Here is a 17,895-nt window from a genome sequence, read left to right as displayed (position 1 = left end):
GTTGGAAAGGGCACAGACATTATCATCGTCAGGAAATGACGAAAAGTGATTTAAATCCCTGTTTTTATGGAGTGATAACAGGGGGTTTACAGGATGGAAGCGGTTAGTCCAGCTCTGAGCAGTTGACCAGTTTAAGCGGGTTCACGGAATTCATATTGCGACATTTATCGGTTTCGGTGCTCATCAGTTCAATCCACTGCATCAGCAGCGCATCGAAAATGAAAACAGAGACAGCAAAAACGACCAGCCACCAGTATTTACGAATCATGTGTCATTCCGCGAAAAGAGAGCCTGTAAGTTGGTGGAAATATACACGAAAAGCGGGCATTGAAAAGTGGGGAAAGAGAAGGTTTACAAAGCGTTGACGGTTGCCCGGCCGGACGATAAAAAAGGCGCTTCCCCATGCCGAAGAGCGCCTTTTTAAACAAGCAGTTAGCTAATCGAAATTAGTTCATGCCGTATTTTTTCAGTTTCTTACGCAGGGTACCACGGTTGATGCCCATCATCAGGGCAGCGCGGGTTTGATTACCACGGGTGTATTGCATCACCATGTCCAACAGTGGCTGTTCAACTTCAGCCAGTACCAGCTCATACAGGTCATTAACATCCTGACCGTTCAGTTGAGCAAAATAGTTCTTCAGTGCCTGTTTAACCGAGTCACGCAGGGGCTTTTGAGTCACCTGATCCTGAGAGTTAACGGTAGAAACGGTCAGTACGTCAGAATTTACGCGTTGTTCGAACATAGTTCTGTCAGCTCTTTATTTCATTACGCAAGATTTTCGAAGTATGCCTCCAACGCCTCCAGCTGTTCGCTGGCATCCTCAATGGCGTTGAATGTGCGCCGAAACTGGTCATTTGGAGCGTGCTCCTGGAGATACCAGGAGACGTGTTTACGCGCAATTCGGTACCCTTTTGCCTGGCCGTAGTGGTCATGCAGTTCTCGAACATGCGAACAAAGCAAGCGCTTAACCTCTGCCAGAGGCAGTGGGGCAAGCAGCTCCCCAGTGTCCAGATAATGCTGGATTTCCCGAAAGATCCAGGGTCTTCCCTGAGCGGCACGTCCTATCATCAGAGCATCAGCTCCCGTATAGTCGAGCACAGCTCTGGCTTTAAGCGGGTCAGTAATGTCGCCATTCGCGATAACCGGAATGGAAACTTTCTGCTTAACTGCCCGAATGCTGTCGTATTCAGCTTCACCGTTGAACAAACAGGCGCGAGTGCGTCCATGAATGGTCAGGGCCTGAATGCCACAGTCTTCGGCCAGTTGGGCAATCTCTACGCAGTTACGGTGTTCCGGCGACCAACCCGTGCGAATCTTCAACGTAACAGGAACGTCCACTGCGCTGACAACCGCCGTCAGGATTGACTTCACCTGGTCGGGGTATTGCAGAAGGGCTGAACCTGCAAGCTTGCGATTCACCTTTTTGGCCGGGCAACCCATATTGATATCAATAATCTGGGCGCCACTTTCCACGTTAATACGCGCGGCATCTGCCATCTCTTCAGGCACGCTTCCGGCAATTTGCACGGTGCGGATACCTGGTTCATCAATGTGCACCATCCGTAGGCGGGACTTATCGCTTTCCCAAACCTGCGGGTTAGACGACATCATCTCGGAAACGGTCAGGCCTGCTCCCATCTCGTAACACAGCGTCCTGAACGGCCGGTCGGTAATACCTGCCATTGGGGCTGCGATCAGGCGATTTCTGAGCTGGTGGTGTCCGATGCGCATGAGTTAAGAAATGACCATACTGTGACTGCAAGGCGGCGTATATTACGCATTTTTTGCACGAGATGAAAGGCCAAACTTTGAACAATCCTCTGTTGTAGATCAAGGAATCGCCAGTCATTCTTTTTGGATAAGATTATTCGCTATTTAAATCATTGTGTTATGAATAAATGAACATTTTGTGGGCGCTTACAATTTCCCGTAACTTCTCATCATTTCTGAATAAATGAATCAATTGTCCGGGATAATCTGCTGCTATAAGCAGCAGATTATGGCGCTTCTTTGCGATCTGCGTCGCATTTCAGCACAGGATATCAGCGTAAAAAAATCGACTTATTCAACAACCAGACGGCCATGAAGCGGTTGAACCGGGCGGCTGTTTTCATGGTGCATGGTGTGAGTGAATTTTTGCAGCTGTTCAGCAGAGACGGTCAGCGGGTGCTTGAGCACCAGCCATGTCACCCCTTCTGAACATGGTGGCGTGGTCAGAGAGCCGCTAAAACGCCAGTAGGTTTTATCCGTGGGCAGTAATTTATTCATATCGAGGGTTGGCTTAATCGTGACGTTCTGGTCAACCTGTCCAGGCATCACGCCCCAGAGTTTATCCAGTTCAGTGTTTGCCGCGCCCTGATCGAACATAACGGCAACGACCGTCAGTTCGCCGTCAGCGTTTTTATGGACCAGATGCATTTCCATTGCGTATTTTTTACCGTGCACCGTGTTTTCGGATGGCGCATGGAAATGGAACTGCTGTAACGTCCAGCGCTGTTTATCAAGCGTGATGCTGTCGCGTGTATCGGCATTTTCACTTGCCTGGATAGTATGGCCGTTGTTTGTCAGAATGACCGGGCCGTCGATATAGTGCGTTTCCAGCGGAGAGATGTGGGCTTTGACCGTGTTATCTATGTTGACCGGCGACTGATACATTCCGCTTTTACACGTCTTGTACGCCTCGTCCAGTTCGCCCCAGTGTTCCGGTGCGCCTTCTCCCTGATAGCTCCAGTGTGATGCGTAAGCCGTAGCCGAAATCATGCTCAGCGCCAGCAGCGCTGCCTTGCCTGAAATGTGTTTCATCATATTCTTCCTGTGAATTTTATTATCCAAATCAACAATTAACATTATGATTTGTGCGGTTATTTTATCGAAGAAAGCAAGAAGGCGGGAGAAAAAACCGAAGGGAAAAGGCGTGGTCAGACGACCACGCCAAACGCTTATTTTTTACGGCCGGTGATGCGACACCACTCTTCTTTTTCGACCACCGGGTCGAGCGCGAAGAGATCGGCGTAGGCTTCACAGACGCTGTCTGCCTGGCTGGCAAGGATACCGGACAGGCCCAGCAGACCGCCTTCAACCGGCAGCACGCTGATTAACGGCGCCAGCTCGCGTAACGGGCCAGCCAGGATATTCGCGACCACAACATCGGCTTTCATCGCCTCTGGCTGTGCATCGGGCAAATACAGTTCAAGGCGATCGGAAACGCCATTACGCTCGGCGTTATCACGGCTGGCCTGAATCGCCTGCGGATCGATGTCGATCCCGATGGCTTTTGCCGCGCCCAGTTTCAGCGCCGCGATAGCAAGGATCCCGGATCCGCAACCGAAGTCGATCACGGTTTTGCCTTCCAGATCCAGGCCATCCAGCCATTGCAGGCACAGGGAGGTTGTCGGGTGGGTGCCGGTGCCGAACGCCAGACCCGGATCCAGCATCACGTTGACGGCGTTTTTATCGGGAACTTCACGCCAGCTTGGGCAGATCCACAGACGCTGACCAAACTGCATCGGATGGAAGTTGTCCATCCACTCGCGTTCCCAGTCTTTGTCTTCCAGCTGTTCAATTTTATGCGCGAAACCCACGCCCAGCAGCGGATGGTTTTCCAGAATCGCCACGACCTCTTTCATGTCGGTTTCTGCATCGAACAGGCCGATAACGTCCGTATCACCCCACAGGCGCGTTTCGCCTGGCAGCGGCTCAAAGACCGGCGTGTCATGCGTGTCCTGGAAGGTGATAGAGACCGAACCGGCCTCCATCAGCGCATCACTCAGTTCTTCGGCGTTCGCGCCGGTTGTGTTCAGTTTTAATTGGATCCACGGCATGGCAAAACTCTTTATTTATCAGTAGAAATCAGGGCAGTTTGTGGCACCGGTCGACCAAAACGGTTTCCCACCACAAACGCCAGTAAACTTACCAGTAACGAAGGCACGATCGGATGGAAGCCCAGATACTGAATTTTAAACGTGGCGAGAACGGCATACAGGACGCCCCCGACAATCATGCCGCTTAATGCACCCGCGGCATTCGCGCGTTCCCAGTAGAGCCCCAGCACCAGCGGCCACAGGAAAACGGCCTCCAGCCCACCAAAGGCGAGCAGGTTCAACCAGATGATCATCTCCGGTGGACGCCACGCGGCCAGCAGCAGCAACGCCCCCAGCACCAGGGTAATCACCGCCGACATGCGCTTGAGGCGTCGCTCATTTTCGACCTGTTCAGGACGCAAATTCAGATAGAGATCTTTAATGATCGTAGCGGAACTTTGCAGCAACTGAGCGTTGATGGTCGACATAATGGCCGCCATGGGTGCGGCGAGGAAAATCCCGGCGGCAAACGGCGGAAGCACTTTCACCATCAGGGTCGGAATGACCAGATCCGGTACGGTAAGGTCAGGGATCACCGCGCGTCCCAGCGCGCCCGCCAGATGCATACCGAACATCAGGATCGCCACCACAATTGTCCCGATAATGATCCCGCGGTGCACCGCTTTGCTGTCTTTATATGAGATGCAGCGCACGGCAGTATGGGGCAGGCCAATCACGCCAAAGCACACCAGTACCCAGAACGAGGTCATAAAGGTTGGAGAGAGGATGTCATCCGCCCCCTGCGGTGAGACCAGTTTCGGATCGATCGCTTCCAGGGTTTCAACCGCATGGCTCAGGCCTCCTGCGGCATGCACGATACCTACCAGCAGAACGAGGGTGCCAATGAGCATCACCATCCCCTGCATTGTGTCGTTGAGTACGCTGGCGCGGAACCCGCCAAACGCGGTATACAGCGCGATACTCACACCGAAAATGACCAGACCTGTTTCATAGGGGATACCGGCTGCCGTCTCCAGCAGACGTGCGCCGCCGATAAACTGCACCGTCATTGCGCCAATAAACGCCACCAGCAGACTCAGGCTTGCCAGCCATACCAGCAAGCGACTCTGATAGCGGGCAAACAGCATATCGTTCAGCGTTACGGCATTGTAGCGACGGGCCAGAATGGCAAACTTTTTACCCAGTATGCCCAGAGAGAGCCAGATGGCAGGCAGCTGGATCATTGCCAGCAGTACCCAACCCAGCCCGTACTTATAAGCGGCGCCGGGGCCACCAATAAACGAACTGGCGCTGATGTACGTGGCGGTCAGCGTCATGGCCAGCACGACGCCACCCATAGAGCGGCTCCCGAGGAAATACTCGTTCAGAAAGGTGCCGGTCGAACGTTTACGCATCGCATAAACCGACAGGCCAAACACCAGGAACAGGTAAGCGATAAGGGGCAGAATGACTTCAAGCTGCATCATCGTCCTCCAGTGATATATCGCGATAGATGAATTTCACCATCGCCCAGCACAGCAGGATAAACACCAGCGGCAGCAGCAGGCAGGCCATTTCAAACCAGTGCGGGAGGCCGGTAATGCCAATCGCCGAATCAGGTAAGTAAGCAGTTACTAACCACGCGGCGAGATAGAGAAGGGTCAGCCACAGCGCCCAGCGCGCTTCTTTATGGGCCTGAACAAAACGTTTGTCCATTTTTTGTCCCTTGTGGATGAAGAAAGCGGGGATTGTACATGATGGGGCTTAGCGATCCCCAGAAATAAAAAAGGCCGGATAATCCGGCCTTTTAGCAACACTGGTCTCTTACTTCTCGTTTAGACCGAGTTTTTTCTCCAGGTAGTGGATGTTAGTCCCACCATTCTGGAAGTGCTCGTCGCTCATAATGCGCATCTGGAGATCAACGTTGGTTTTGATCCCGTCGATGATCAGCTCCTGAAGGGCGTTCTTCATGCGGGCAATGGCCACGTCACGGTTTTCGCCGTAGCAGATCAGCTTACCGATCATTGAGTCATAATACGGCGGTACGGTGTAACCGGCGTAGATATGGGACTCCCAGCGCACACCAAAGCCACCCGGCGCGTGGAAACGCGTGATTTTACCCGGGCTTGGCAGGAAGGTATTCGGGTCTTCGGCGTTGATACGGCACTCTACCGCATGGCCTTTAACCACAACTTCTTCCTGTTTGATGGACAGCGGCTGACCGGCTGCGATACGCAGCTGTTCTTTGATCAGGTCAACGCCGGTGATCATTTCGGTAACCGGGTGTTCAACCTGAATACGGGTGTTCATCTCGATGAAATAGAACTCGCCGTTTTCGAACAGGAACTCAAAGGTACCCGCCCCGCGATAGCCGATATCGACACACGCTTTGGCGCAACGCTCGCCGATGTAGCGACGCAGTTCCGGCGTAATGCCCGGCGCTGGCGCTTCTTCGACCACTTTCTGGTGACGACGCTGCATGGAGCAGTCACGTTCTGCCAGATAGATCGCGTTGCCCTGACCGTCAGCCAGCACCTGAATTTCGATGTGGCGTGGGTTTTCCAGGTATTTTTCCATGTACACCATGTCATTACTGAAAGCCGCTTTCGCTTCCGCTTTGGTCATGGAGATGGACTGCGCCAGTTCAGCATCGCTGCGTACAACGCGCATACCGCGACCGCCGCCGCCGCCGGACGCTTTGATGATCACCGGATAGCCAATGCGTTTAGCATGGGCGCGGTTAGCATCCATATCGTCGGTCAGCGGGCCGTCAGAGCCCGGTACGGTTGGCACGCCGGCTTTTTTCATCGCGGTGATGGCAGACACTTTGTCACCCATCAGGCGAATGGTGTCGGCTTTCGGGCCAATGAAGATAAAGCCAGAGCGTTCAACCTGCTCAGCAAAGTTGGCGTTCTCAGAGAGGAAACCATAACCCGGGTGAATCGCGACCGCGCCAGTGATTTCGGCGGCGCTGATGATCGCCGGGATGTTCAGATAGCTTTTTACGGACGGAGCCGGACCGATACAGACCGTCTCATCCGCCAGCAATACGTGTTTTAAATCGCGATCCGCGCTTGAGTGCACGGCCACGGTCTTGATGCCCAGTTCTTTACAGGCACGAAGAATACGCAGTGCAATCTCGCCACGGTTGGCGATAACAATTTTATCCAGCATGTTCGCCTCGTTACTCGATGACGACCAGCGGCTCGTCAAATTCTACCGGCTGACCACTTTCGACCAGGATCGCTTTCACAGTACCTGATTTGTCTGCTTCGATCTGGTTCATCATTTTCATGGCTTCAACGATGCACAGGGTATCGCCTACGTTGACTTTCTGACCCACTTCGATGAACGCCTTCGCGTCCGGGCTCGGGGTGCGGTAGAAAGTACCAACCATTGGGGAACGTACGATGTGACCACTGATTTCTGTTGCAGCCGCAGGTGCCGCTTCTGCTGCCACTGGTGCAACGGCTGCGGAGAGCGCAGGCTGCTGCACTGGCGCAGCGTAAGCTTGCTGCATTACCGGGAAGCTAGCGGCCGGAGCTGCACGGCTGATGCGTACAGACTCTTCGCCTTCAGAAATTTCCAGTTCGGAGATGCCTGATTCTTCAACCAGCTCGATCAGTTTTTTAATCTTACGAATATCCATGAGTGGGTTCCGTACTCTTGTTTAGTGTGATTGTGACAAGCGTTTTACCGCTGTCTGTAAAGCGTATGAATAGCCGTCTGCACCCAGCCCACAAATCACGCCAGCGGCGATATCTGACAGGTAGGAATGGTGGCGGAACGGCTCTCGGGCGTGCACGTTACTCAGGTGGATCTCGATAAACGGGATACTCACCGCGAGCAGTGCGTCGCGTATAGCAACACTGGTGTGCGTAAACGCGGCCGGATTGATCAGGATATAGTCCACAGTGTCTTTAGCCTGATGAATACGGTCGATGATTGCGTACTCCGCGTTTGACTGAAAATGGTCCAAATCCACATTCAGCGGGGCTGCTTCCGTACTCAGACGGTTAACAATTTCGCTCAATGTCAGCGTGCCGTACTTCTCTGGCTCACGGGTGCCGAGCATGTTCAGGTTCGGACCGTTCAATACTAAAATTTGGAATTTGTCAGGCATTGTGCCGCTATCTCCTGCGATTTTCGGGTAAAAAACAACATATACCCTCAAAGCGCAATTGTCACCCTTTCAGAGGCCTAAAACCCCTGTCCGGAAAACCGAAGTCGCACATTATAACGATTTCGTAGCATTTGGCAGCTAAATACTGGTCTTATCAGGGAAGATTATCAACCGCTATCCGAAAAAGATTCGCGGTTGATAAATAATCTGCGGGAAAACGCACAGTTTCGTGAACTATCGCAACCACTGGCGGAACTTCTTGTAACGCCACGCTAAAAGGGCCAGGGCCAGCAGGGCGTAGATGACCGGCTGAGGGGATAAAATCTTCACCGACCACAGGTAATGAATCGGGGCGAGGATCGCGACAAGATAGACGAAGTTGTGCAGCAGTTGCCAGCGTCGACCCAGTTTTCGCTGCGCATACTGCGTGGATGTCAGCGTCAGCGCCAGTAAAACCAGCCAGCTTACGATACCCAGCGTCAGATAGGGACGCGTCACCAGTTCGCTGCCAAGGAGTGCCAGGTTGTTAATGCCCAGTTCCAGCAGGGCATAACTGGTGAGATGCAGCGTCGCCCAGGCAAAACACCATAGCCCTAAAAGCCGACGGGTGCGTATCAATAATGGCTGTTTAGCGTAGCGCGCCAGCGGTGAGACGAGCAAGGTCGCCAGCAAAAATTTCAGAGCCATCCGACCCGTAAAATGCTGAATATCTTTCGCCGGATCGGCACTGAACTGTCCCTGGCTAGCTGCCCAGAAGAGCCAGATAAAGGGGAGCAATCCTGCTAAATGCAGGAGTACCTTCAGCCAGGTTATCTGCTTTGCCGTTAAACGCACTTAGAAGTTCTCCCGTAAATTCAGCCCACGGTAGAGGGATGCCACCTCATCCGCATAGCCGTTAAACAGCAGCGTTGGCTGGCGTTTAACATCCAGCGCGCCGCCGGAGCCGATAAAACGTTCCGTTGCCTGCGACCAGCGCGGATGGTCAACGTGCGGGTTAACGTTGGCAAAAAAACCATACTCGTCAGGCGCTGCCAGGTTCCAGGTGGTGGGGGGGCGTTCACGGGTGAGCTTAATGCTGACGATCGATTTGATGCCCTTGAAACCGTATTTCCACGGTACGGTCAGGCGAATGGGCGCCCCGTTTTGCGGCGGTAGCGCTTTGCCATAAACCCCGACGGTGAGCAGCGTAAGCGGATGCATGGCTTCGTCGAGACGTAAACCTTCAACGTAGGGATACTCCAGCCCGCCGCCGATAAACCGATCCTTCTGGCCTGGCATCTCGTCCGGGGCGTAGCGCGTCTGGAAGGAAACATACTTCGCGTTGCTGTTGGGCTCAACCAGCGCCAGCAGTTTATGCAAAGGGAAACCTACCCACGGCACCACCATCGACCAGGCTTCCACACAGCGCATACGGTAAATGCGTTCTTCAAGTGGGAAGCGGGTGGTGAGGTCATGATGATCCAGCGTCAGCGGTTTTGCCACCTCGCCATCTATCTTCAGCGTCCAGGGATCGGTTTTCATGCTCCCGGCGTTGGCGGCAGGATCGGCCTTATCGAGACCAAACTCATAGAAGTTGTTATAGCCGGTGACTTTATCTTCCGGCGTCAGCGCCAGTTTATTCTGCCACTGCGCCGGTTTGGTGAAGTTAAGCGGTGCGCCGGAGGGGGCTTTCGGGCGATCGTTGCCCTTAAACCAGTCGAGCAGATCGGCATGGGCCGCAGGGGTGAGCGTCAGGGCGGTGGCGCTGATGCCAAGCATTTTCAGGATCTGGCGGCGCTGTAGCATAAAGACAGATTCAGACGTTACGTCGGCTTCCGTCAGTTTTCGGGTTTTCATGGCATCCTCCGTCAGGCGTTTTTCTAAGCATGACGGAGGAGGAGGGTTAGCGCGAATATGTCACGAAAATTTGAAGATTAGGCGATTTTAACCAGCGCACGACCGTGGAACTGGTTGTCCATGATTTTACTGGCGAACTCTGGCGCCTGGCTCAGGGTAATCTCAGTGGCGCTCTGGTCAAAGAATGAGGCTGGCAGATCCTGCACCAGACGTTCCCAGGCCTCAGCTCGCCGCTCGGCTGGGGTCATGACCGAATCGACACCCTGAAGACGCACGTTACGCAGAATAAATGGCATCACCGTCGTCGGCAGGGCAAAACCGCCCGCCAGACCACAGGCCGCCACGCAGCCGCCGTAATTCATTTGCGCCAGCACCTTCGCCAGCACTTTGTCGCCGACGGTATCTACTGCGCCAGCCCAGACCTGTTTTTCCAGCGGGCGGGTCTCGGCAAATTCGTCGCGGCTCAGAATGCGGCTTGCGCCCAATTGACGTAGATAATCATGCGTACTTTCGCGGCCTGAGACGGCAGCAACCTGATACCCCAGCTTGTGCAGCAGCGTGACGGCCGTGCTGCCCACGCCGCCGCTGGCGCCGGTGACGACAATTTCGCCAGAGTCAGGGCGGATCCCGGCCTCTTCCAGCGCCATCACGCACAGCATGGCGGTGAAACCTGCCGTGCCGATGATCATCGCCTTACGACCGTCCAGGCCTTTCGGCATCGGGACCAGCCAGTCACCTTTTACGCGCGCCTGCGCTGCCAGTCCGCCCCAGTGGTTTTCACCTACGCCCCAGCCGGTGAGCAGCACCTGCTGTCCGGCGTGAAAACGTGGATCTTCACTGGTATGTACGCGGCCTGCAAAGTCGATTCCTGGCACCATCGGGAAATTTCGGATGATTTTACCTTTTCCCGTAATGGCCAGCGCATCCTTATAGTTCAGGCTGGACCAGTCGATATCTACGGTCACGTCGCCCTCCGGCAGGCGGCTCTCCTCGATGGCTTGCACTGAGGCAACGGTTTTGCCGTCCTGCTGTTCTAAGATCAAAGCCTGCATACTGGGTCCTCACTAGGTTTGATGATGGGAAAATATGTTCTGATGACTATACTCGCTCAATGAAACGCAGTGCCGATTTAACGCAATAAATTGCCAGATACGCCAGGTTTGGTAGTATGCCGCATTTGAAATGCAAGTTAGTGCTCACTTGCACCCCCCTTCAACCCACGGAGTAATCTCAAGGATGCGATTAACGACGAAGTTCTCAGCTTTTATCACCTTGCTGACGGGGCTGACCATATTTGTCACGCTAATCGGCTGCTCGCTGAGCTTTTACAATGCCATCCAGGATAAGCTGGTTAACCGGGTTGAATCGGTTGCATCGGTTATCGACACTCGCCTGATTGCAACCTCCTTCCCGGCGCTTTCGCGTGAGCTGGATGAGTTAATGGTGCCTGTGGATATCGTGCAGATCGACATTAAACAGGGGAAGCAGACCGTTTTCAGCCATACCCGCCAGGGCAGCTATCGTCCTGCCGGCACGGTAGATCAGTATCGGAACGTCACGGTTAATTCACTTAAACATCCGGGTATGACAATTCATCTGATGTACCAGGATCCGATGAGCAACTATTTACGCTCGCTTATGACCACCGCGCCCTTAACCATCGCCGTTGCCTTTATCGTACTGCTGATTTTCCTCGCCGTTCGCTGGCAGCGTCGTCAACTTTCCGGCCAGGAACTGCTGGAAACACGCTCCGTGCGGATACTGAATGGCGAACGGGGTCCACAGGTGCGGGGATCGGTTTATGAATGGCCATCACGCACCAGTAGCGCCCTGGACGTGCTGCTCTCCGAAATCCAGTTTGCCAGCGATCAGCGTAGCCGTATGGACACATTGATTCGCTCTTACGCCGCGCAGGATAACAAAACGGGCCTCAACAACCGTCTCTTCTTTGATAATCAGCTGGCTACCCTTCTTGATGACCCCGAAAAGGTGGGTACGCATGGCGTGGTAATGATGATTCGCCTGCCCGACTTCGATCTGCTCCGTGATACCTGGGGTCAGCGCGTGGCGGAAGAGAACCTCTTTACGCTGATTAACCTGCTGTCCACCTTTATTATGCGCTACCCCGGCGCGTTACTGGCACGCTACCACCGCAGCGATTTTGCCGTCTTGCTGCCGCATCGCACCTTAAAGGAGTCCGAGAGTATCGCCAGCCAGCTGCTGAAAGCCGTCGATGCGCTGCCCCAGAGCAAAATGCTCGACAGAGACGATATGGTGCATATGGGCATCTGTGCCTGGCGCGGCGGTCAGTCGACGGAGCAGGTGATGGAACATGCGGAAGCGGCCACGCGTAACGCCGTATTGCAGGGGGCGAACGGCTGGGCAGTCTATGATGATACGCTGCCGGAGAAAGGGCGCGGCAACGTGCGCTGGCGAACCCTGATTGAACAGATGCTGAGCCGGGGCGGACCGCGCATCTATCAAAAACCGGCGGTCATGAAGAATGGTCATGTTCATCATCGTGAGCTGATGTGCCGTATTTTTGATGGCACTGAAGAGGTTATCTCCGCGGAATATCTGCCCATGGTGTTGCAATTCGGATTGTCCGAAGAGTATGACCGTCAGCAAATCACCCGTCTCATTCCGTTTTTATCGTACTGGCCTGAAGAAAATCTGGCTTTACAGGTGACCGTCGAATCGCTGATCCGTCCGCGTTTCCAGCGCTGGTTACGTGACACGTTAATGCAATGCGAAAAATCGCAACGCAAACGCATTATTTTTGAACTTGCAGAGGCAGATGTAGGTCAACACATCAGCCGGTTGCGCCCGGTAGTGCGTTTAATCAATGCGCTTGGGGCTCGCGTGGCGGTAACCCAGGCGGGTTTGACGCTGGTGAGCACCCGCTGGATCAAAGAGCTGGATGTTGAATTATTGAAGCTGCATCCGGGTCTGGTAAGGAATATTGAAAAACGCACGGAAAACCAGCTGCTGGTACAAAGCCTGGTGGAAGCGTGCAAAGGAACGCAAACGCAAGTATTTGCCACAGGCGTACGTTCACGTAGTGAATGGCAGATGTTGACAGAGCGCGGCGTGACGGGCGGTCAGGGGGATTTTTTTGCCGCCTCTCAGCCGCTTGACACCAATGTGAAAAAATATTTGCAAAGATACTCTGTTTGACCTGCCGTTTACTTTGTTTTCACGTAGAATATCGCGCCTGTAGCTTTGAGTAAGACGAGCATAAAAGCCAGTGAACGACCTTTAGTGGGTTACAAGTGAAAGTGAGGGACGCTGCTGTTTACTCAGCCCTGAGGGATTCAGGGGATGAATTTGTAACAAAGGAAACGTGCTGCACTAATTTTCACCGTAGCAGACGATTTTTGCGCCTTGTCGCTGCTGCGTGTGGTTGGTAAAGTAAGCGGATTTTGTTTTCCGCCCCAGCTTTCAGGATTATCCCTTAGTATGTTGAAAAAATTTCGTGGCATGTTTTCCAATGACCTGTCCATTGACCTGGGTACCGCGAATACCCTTATTTATGTAAAAGGACAAGGCATCGTATTGAATGAGCCTTCCGTTGTGGCCATTCGTCAGGATCGTGCCGGCTCGCCAAAAAGCGTGGCCGCAGTAGGTCATGATGCGAAGCAGATGCTGGGCCGTACGCCGGGCAACATCGCCGCGATCCGCCCAATGAAAGACGGCGTTATTGCTGACTTCTTCGTGACCGAAAAAATGCTTCAGCACTTCATTAAGCAGGTTCACAGCAACAGCTTCATGCGCCCAAGCCCGCGCGTGCTGGTGTGTGTGCCGGTTGGCGCGACCCAGGTTGAACGTCGTGCGATCCGTGAATCCGCTCAGGGCGCCGGTGCGCGTGAAGTGTTCCTGATTGAAGAACCGATGGCTGCGGCAATTGGTGCGGGTCTGCCGGTTTCTGAAGCTACCGGTTCTATGGTGGTGGATATCGGTGGCGGTACCACTGAAGTGGCCGTTATCTCCCTGAACGGTGTGGTCTACTCCTCTTCCGTGCGTATCGGCGGCGACCGTTTCGACGAAGCCATCATCAACTACGTTCGTCGTAACTACGGCTCTCTGATCGGTGAAGCAACCGCAGAGCGCATCAAGCATGAAATCGGTTCTGCCTATCCGGGTGATGAAGTACGCGAGATCGAAGTTCGCGGTCGTAACCTGGCTGAAGGCGTGCCACGCGGATTCACCCTGAACTCCAACGAAATCCTGGAAGCGTTGCAGGAGCCGCTGACCGGCATCGTGAGCGCGGTGATGGTTGCGCTGGAACAGTGCCCGCCAGAGCTGGCTTCCGATATCTCCGAGCGCGGTATGGTTCTGACCGGTGGTGGTGCGCTGCTGCGTAACCTCGACCGCCTGTTAATGGAAGAGACAGGTATTCCTGTCGTAGTTGCAGAAGATCCACTGACTTGCGTCGCCCGTGGTGGTGGCAAGGCGCTGGAAATGATCGACATGCACGGCGGCGACTTGTTTAGCGAAGAGTAGTCGGGTGTGAGAGGGTAGCAATTCGCTACCCTTTCTCTCTGACGCGAGAATACGCATAGCCTATGAAGCCAATTTTTAGCCGTGGCCCGTCGCTACAGTTTCGCCTGATCCTGGCGGTTCTGGTTGCGCTCGGGGTCATTATTGCCGATAGCCGCCTCGGTACGTTCAGCCAGATCCGAACGTACATGGATACCGCCGTCAGTCCTTTCTACTTTATTTCAAATGGTCCCCGTGAACTGCTCGACTCCGTGTCGCAAACGCTCTCATCGCGTGACCAGCTCGAACTCGAAAACCGTGCGTTACGCCAGGAACTGCTGCTGAAAAATAGCGAGCTGCTGATGCTGGGGCAATATAAGCAGGAAAACGCCCGTCTGCGCGAACTGCTCGGCTCGCCGCTGCGCCAGGATGAACAGAAAATGGTCACCCAGGTGATCTCCACCGTAAACGATCCGTACAGCGATCAGGTGGTGATTGATAAAGGCAGCGTGAACGGCGTATACGAAGGTCAGCCTGTCATCAGCGATAAGGGCGTCGTGGGCCAGGTTGTGGCGGTTGCCAAACTGACCAGCCGCGTGTTGCTGATTTGCGATGCCACCCATGCACTGCCGATTCAGGTGCTGCGTAACGATATTCGCGTGATTGCCGCCGGTAATGGCTGCACGGACGATCTGCAACTGGAACACCTGCCTGCCAACACGGATATCCGCGTGGGCGACGTGCTGGTGACGTCCGGTCTGGGCGGTCGTTTCCCTGAGGGCTACCCGGTTGCGGTTGTCTCTTCCGTGAAGCTCGACACTCAGCGTGCCTACACCGTGATTCAGGCGCGTCCAACGGCCGGCTTGCAGCGTTTGCGCTACCTGTTGCTGCTGTGGGGCGCCGATCGTAACGGCGCTAACCCGATGACCCCGGAAGATGTGCATCGCGTGGCCAACGAACGCCTGATGCAGATGATGCCGCAGGTGCTGCCTGCGCCGGATGCGATGGGACCACCTGCACCCGTACCGGCTCCGGCGACGGGGTTAACGCAGCCGCTGCCGGATGCGCCCCCACCGCCGCAAGTCTCGGGTGGAGGGCAGTAGTGGCCAGTTATCGTAGCCAGGGGCGCTGGGTAATCTGGCTCTCATTCCTCGTTGCACTGTTGCTGCAAATTATGCCCTGGCCGGACGACATTCTTGTTTTCCGGCCAAACTGGGTATTGCTCATTTTGCTCTACTGGATCCTTGCCCTGCCGCACCGCGTAAATGTCGGCACAGGTTTTGTGATGGGTGCCATACTGGATCTTATCAGTGGCTCTACGCTTGGCGTCCGTGCCTTATCCATGAGCATTATTGCGTATCTCGTCGCACTCAAATTCCAGCTCTTTCGTAACCTTGCGCTCTGGCAACAGGCGCTGGTAGTGATGTTGTTGTCGCTCGCTGCGGATATCGTTGTTTTCTGGGCAGAGTTTTTAGTGATCAACGTCTCTTTCCGACCGGAAGTGTTCTGGAGTAGTGTAGTAAACGGTGTGCTCTGGCCGTGGCTGTTCCTGCTGATGCGTAAAATTCGCCAGCAGTTTGCCGTGCAATAAAAGGTTTCTATGACGTCTTTGTATCTTGCCTCCGGTTCTCCGCGTCGCCAGGAACTGCTCGCGCAGTTGGGTGTCTCCTTCGAACGCATCGTTACCGGTATCGAAGAAAAACGTGCTGAGGGTGAAAGCGCTCAGCAGTATGTCTCTCGTCTGGCGCGTGAAAAAGCGCAGGCGGGCGTTGCATGCGTGCCGCGTGACTTACCGGTGCTGGGTGCGGATACCATCGTTATTCTCAATGGTGAGGTGCTTGAGAAACCCCGCGACGCAGACCATGCGGCGCGGATGCTGCGTAATATGTCCGGACAAACCCATCAGGTGATGACGGCGGTAGCGCTGGCAGATAGCCAGTACGTTCTGGATTGCCTTGTGGTAACGGAAGTGACGTTCAGAGTCCTCACCGACGAGGAGATCGCCGGCTATATCGCCAGCGGTGAACCTATGGATAAAGCAGGTGCATACGGTATTCAAGGGTTGGGTGGCTGTTTTGTCAGGAAGATAAATGGCAGCTATCACGCCGTAGTCGGCTTACCGCTGGTGGAAACGTATGAGTTGCTGAGCAATTTTAACTCACTGCGTGAGGGAAGGGATAATTATGACGGCTGAATTGTTGGTAAACGTAACGCCATCGGAAACCCGTGTGGCCTACATTGATGGTGGCATTCTCCAGGAAATTCATATTGAGCGTGAAGCGCGACGCGGAATCGTAGGCAATATCTACAAAGGTCGTGTCAGTCGTGTCCTGCCGGGTATGCAGGCGGCTTTTGTAGATATTGGGCTCGATAAGGCGGCGTTTTTACATGCCTCCGATATCATGCCGCACACCGAATGTGTGGCAGGCGAAGAGCAAAAGCAATTTGCCGTGCGCGACATCTCTGAGCTGGTGCGTCAGGGCCAGGATCTGATGGTACAGGTGGTAAAAGATCCGCTTGGCACCAAAGGCGCGCGTCTGACCACCGACATCACCCTGCCTTCACGCTATCTGGTCTTTATGCCGGGGGCGTCGCACGTCGGCGTGTCACAGCGTATTGAGAGCGAAAGCGAGCGTGAGCGCCTGAAAAAAGTGGTCAGCGCCTACTGCGACGAGCAGGGCGGGTTTATTATCCGTACCGCGGCGGAAGGGATCAGCGAAGAAGATCTGGCCTCGGATGCGGCCTACCTGAAGCGCGTCTGGACCAAAGTGATGGAGCGTAAAAAACGCAACCAGACCCGCTACCGGCTGTACGGTGAGCTGGCGCTCGCTCAGCGCGTATTACGTGATTTCGCCGACGCCCAGCTTGACCGCATCCGCGTGGACTCCCGTCTGACGTACGAAGCCTTACTGGAGTTCACCGCCGAATACATCCCGGAAATGCCGGGTCTGCTGGAGCATTACACCGGACGCCAGCCAATATTTGACCTCTATGACGTTGAAAACGAAATCCAGCGTGCGCTGGAGCGTAAGGTTGAGCTGAAATCGGGTGGCTATCTGATCATCGATCAAACCGAAGCGATGACCACCGTCGACATCAACACCGGCGCGTTTGTCGGACATCGCAACCTCGATGACACCATCTTCAACACCAACATAGAAGCGACGCAGGCCATCGCGCGTCAGCTTCGTCTGCGTAATCTGGGCGGCATTATCATCATCGACTTTATCGATATGAACAATGAAGATCACCGCCGTCGCGTGCTGCACTCACTGGAGCAGGCGCTGAGTAAGGACCGCGTGAAAACCAGCATCAATGGCTTCTCGCAGCTCGGTCTGGTGGAAATGACCCGGAAACGGACCCGCGAAAGCGTGGAACATGTCCTGTGTAATGAGTGTCCAACCTGCCATGGACGCGGAACGGTAAAGACGGTGGAGACGGTCTGCTACGAGATCATGCGTGAGATTGTCCGTGTCCATCATGCCTACGACTCAGACCGTTTTCTGGTCTATGCTTCCCCTGCGGTGGCGGAGGCCCTGAAAGGGGAAGAGTCGCACGCGCTGGCAGAAGTGGAAATCTTTGTCGGCAAACAGGTAAAAGTGCAAATTGAGCCGCTCTATAACCAGGAGCAGTTCGACGTCGTCATGATGTAAACG

General features: G+C 54.4%; 19 protein-coding genes. 6 read left to right on the top strand and 13 right to left on the bottom strand.

Annotated elements, in window-relative coordinates; translation table 11 throughout:
• Nucleotides 1–103: 103 nt before the first annotated feature.
• The 13 genes from O1721_RS01370 to acuI all read right to left on the bottom strand — a co-directional run bounded on the left by O1721_RS01370 (nucleotide 104) and on the right by acuI (nucleotide 10,812).
• Nucleotides 104–268 (bottom strand): DUF2556 family protein, encoded by a 165-nt coding sequence (locus tag O1721_RS01370; RefSeq protein WP_003860373.1) that lies wholly within the window; start codon nucleotides 266–268, stop codon nucleotides 104–106.
• Between the two features lie 178 nt (nucleotides 269–446).
• Complete coding sequence (gene fis / locus O1721_RS01365) at nucleotides 447–743, bottom strand: DNA-binding transcriptional regulator Fis (protein ID WP_000462905.1); 297 nt, start codon at nucleotides 741–743, stop codon at nucleotides 447–449.
• Nucleotides 744–766: 23 nt separating this feature from the next.
• Complete coding sequence (gene dusB / locus O1721_RS01360; protein WP_015572023.1) at nucleotides 767–1,732, bottom strand: tRNA dihydrouridine synthase DusB; 966 nt, start codon at nucleotides 1,730–1,732, stop codon at nucleotides 767–769.
• A 330-nt stretch (nucleotides 1,733–2,062) separates the two neighbouring features.
• A complete protein-coding gene (locus tag O1721_RS01355) occupies nucleotides 2,063–2,803 on the bottom strand; it encodes a carbonic anhydrase (protein ID WP_017382702.1) in 741 nt (246 codons plus the stop codon).
• 137 nt (nucleotides 2,804–2,940) lie between these two features.
• Nucleotides 2,941–3,822, bottom strand: coding sequence for a 50S ribosomal protein L11 methyltransferase (gene prmA / locus O1721_RS01350; protein WP_015572021.1), 882 nt, complete (start codon nucleotides 3,820–3,822; stop codon nucleotides 2,941–2,943).
• Nucleotides 3,823–3,833: 11 nt separating this feature from the next.
• Nucleotides 3,834–5,285: a sodium/pantothenate symporter gene (gene panF / locus O1721_RS01345; protein WP_023304508.1), complete on the bottom strand. Its 1,452-nt coding sequence runs from the start codon at nucleotides 5,283–5,285 to the stop codon at nucleotides 3,834–3,836.
• The gene (locus tag O1721_RS01340) at nucleotides 5,275–5,517 is read right to left on the bottom strand and encodes a YhdT family protein (RefSeq protein WP_003860385.1); all 243 of its coding nucleotides are present in this window, start codon (nucleotides 5,515–5,517) and stop codon (nucleotides 5,275–5,277) included. The genes panF and O1721_RS01340 overlap by 11 nt, the downstream gene beginning before the upstream one ends.
• A 108-nt stretch (nucleotides 5,518–5,625) precedes the next feature.
• Entirely contained in the window at nucleotides 5,626–6,975 is a 1,350-nt protein-coding gene (gene accC / locus O1721_RS01335; protein WP_003860388.1) for an acetyl-CoA carboxylase biotin carboxylase subunit, read from the bottom strand.
• Between the two features lie 10 nt (nucleotides 6,976–6,985).
• Entirely contained in the window at nucleotides 6,986–7,450 is a 465-nt protein-coding gene (gene accB, locus O1721_RS01330; RefSeq protein ID WP_015572018.1) for an acetyl-CoA carboxylase biotin carboxyl carrier protein, read from the bottom strand.
• Between the two features lie 21 nt (nucleotides 7,451–7,471).
• A complete protein-coding gene (gene aroQ / locus O1721_RS01325) occupies nucleotides 7,472–7,924 on the bottom strand; it encodes a type II 3-dehydroquinate dehydratase (protein WP_032649680.1) in 453 nt (150 codons plus the stop codon).
• 234 nt (nucleotides 7,925–8,158) lie between these two features.
• A complete protein-coding gene (gene msrQ / locus O1721_RS01320) occupies nucleotides 8,159–8,758 on the bottom strand; it encodes a protein-methionine-sulfoxide reductase heme-binding subunit MsrQ (RefSeq protein WP_003860393.1) in 600 nt (199 codons plus the stop codon).
• The gene (gene msrP, locus O1721_RS01315) at nucleotides 8,759–9,760 is read right to left on the bottom strand and encodes a protein-methionine-sulfoxide reductase catalytic subunit MsrP (protein ID WP_032649678.1); all 1,002 of its coding nucleotides are present in this window, start codon (nucleotides 9,758–9,760) and stop codon (nucleotides 8,759–8,761) included. It abuts the gene before it with no gap.
• Between the two features lie 77 nt (nucleotides 9,761–9,837).
• Nucleotides 9,838–10,812: an acrylyl-CoA reductase (NADPH) gene (gene acuI, locus O1721_RS01310; RefSeq protein ID WP_017382706.1), complete on the bottom strand. Its 975-nt coding sequence runs from the start codon at nucleotides 10,810–10,812 to the stop codon at nucleotides 9,838–9,840.
• Between the two features lie 184 nt (nucleotides 10,813–10,996).
• Here acuI and csrD point away from each other — a divergent pair, with 184 nt between their 5' ends.
• The 6 genes from csrD to rng all read left to right on the top strand — a co-directional run bounded on the left by csrD (nucleotide 10,997) and on the right by rng (nucleotide 17,892).
• Nucleotides 10,997–12,937: an RNase E specificity factor CsrD gene (csrD, locus tag O1721_RS01305; RefSeq protein WP_017693893.1), complete on the top strand. Its 1,941-nt coding sequence runs from the start codon at nucleotides 10,997–10,999 to the stop codon at nucleotides 12,935–12,937.
• 282 nt (nucleotides 12,938–13,219) lie between these two features.
• Nucleotides 13,220–14,263, top strand: coding sequence for a rod shape-determining protein MreB (gene mreB / locus O1721_RS01300; protein ID WP_000913396.1), 1,044 nt, complete (start codon nucleotides 13,220–13,222; stop codon nucleotides 14,261–14,263).
• Nucleotides 14,264–14,325: 62 nt separating this feature from the next.
• Nucleotides 14,326–15,342 (top strand): rod shape-determining protein MreC, encoded by a 1,017-nt coding sequence (gene mreC / locus O1721_RS01295; RefSeq protein WP_003860400.1) that lies wholly within the window; start codon nucleotides 14,326–14,328, stop codon nucleotides 15,340–15,342.
• Nucleotides 15,342–15,830, top strand: coding sequence for a rod shape-determining protein MreD (gene mreD, locus O1721_RS01290; protein WP_003860402.1), 489 nt, complete (start codon nucleotides 15,342–15,344; stop codon nucleotides 15,828–15,830). Before mreC ends, mreD begins: the two co-directional genes overlap by 1 nt.
• A gap of 9 nt (nucleotides 15,831–15,839) precedes the next feature.
• A complete protein-coding gene (locus tag O1721_RS01285) occupies nucleotides 15,840–16,433 on the top strand; it encodes a Maf family protein (RefSeq protein WP_003860403.1) in 594 nt (197 codons plus the stop codon).
• A complete protein-coding gene (gene rng, locus O1721_RS01280; protein ID WP_003860405.1) occupies nucleotides 16,423–17,892 on the top strand; it encodes a ribonuclease G in 1,470 nt (489 codons plus the stop codon). Before O1721_RS01285 ends, rng begins: the two co-directional genes overlap by 11 nt.
• Nucleotides 17,893–17,895 lie beyond the last annotated feature (3 nt).

It is taken from the genome of Enterobacter cloacae complex sp. HYC033_NIDB (genome assembly GCF_056673335.1).
This window is presented reverse-complemented; position numbering and strand designations above follow the sequence as displayed.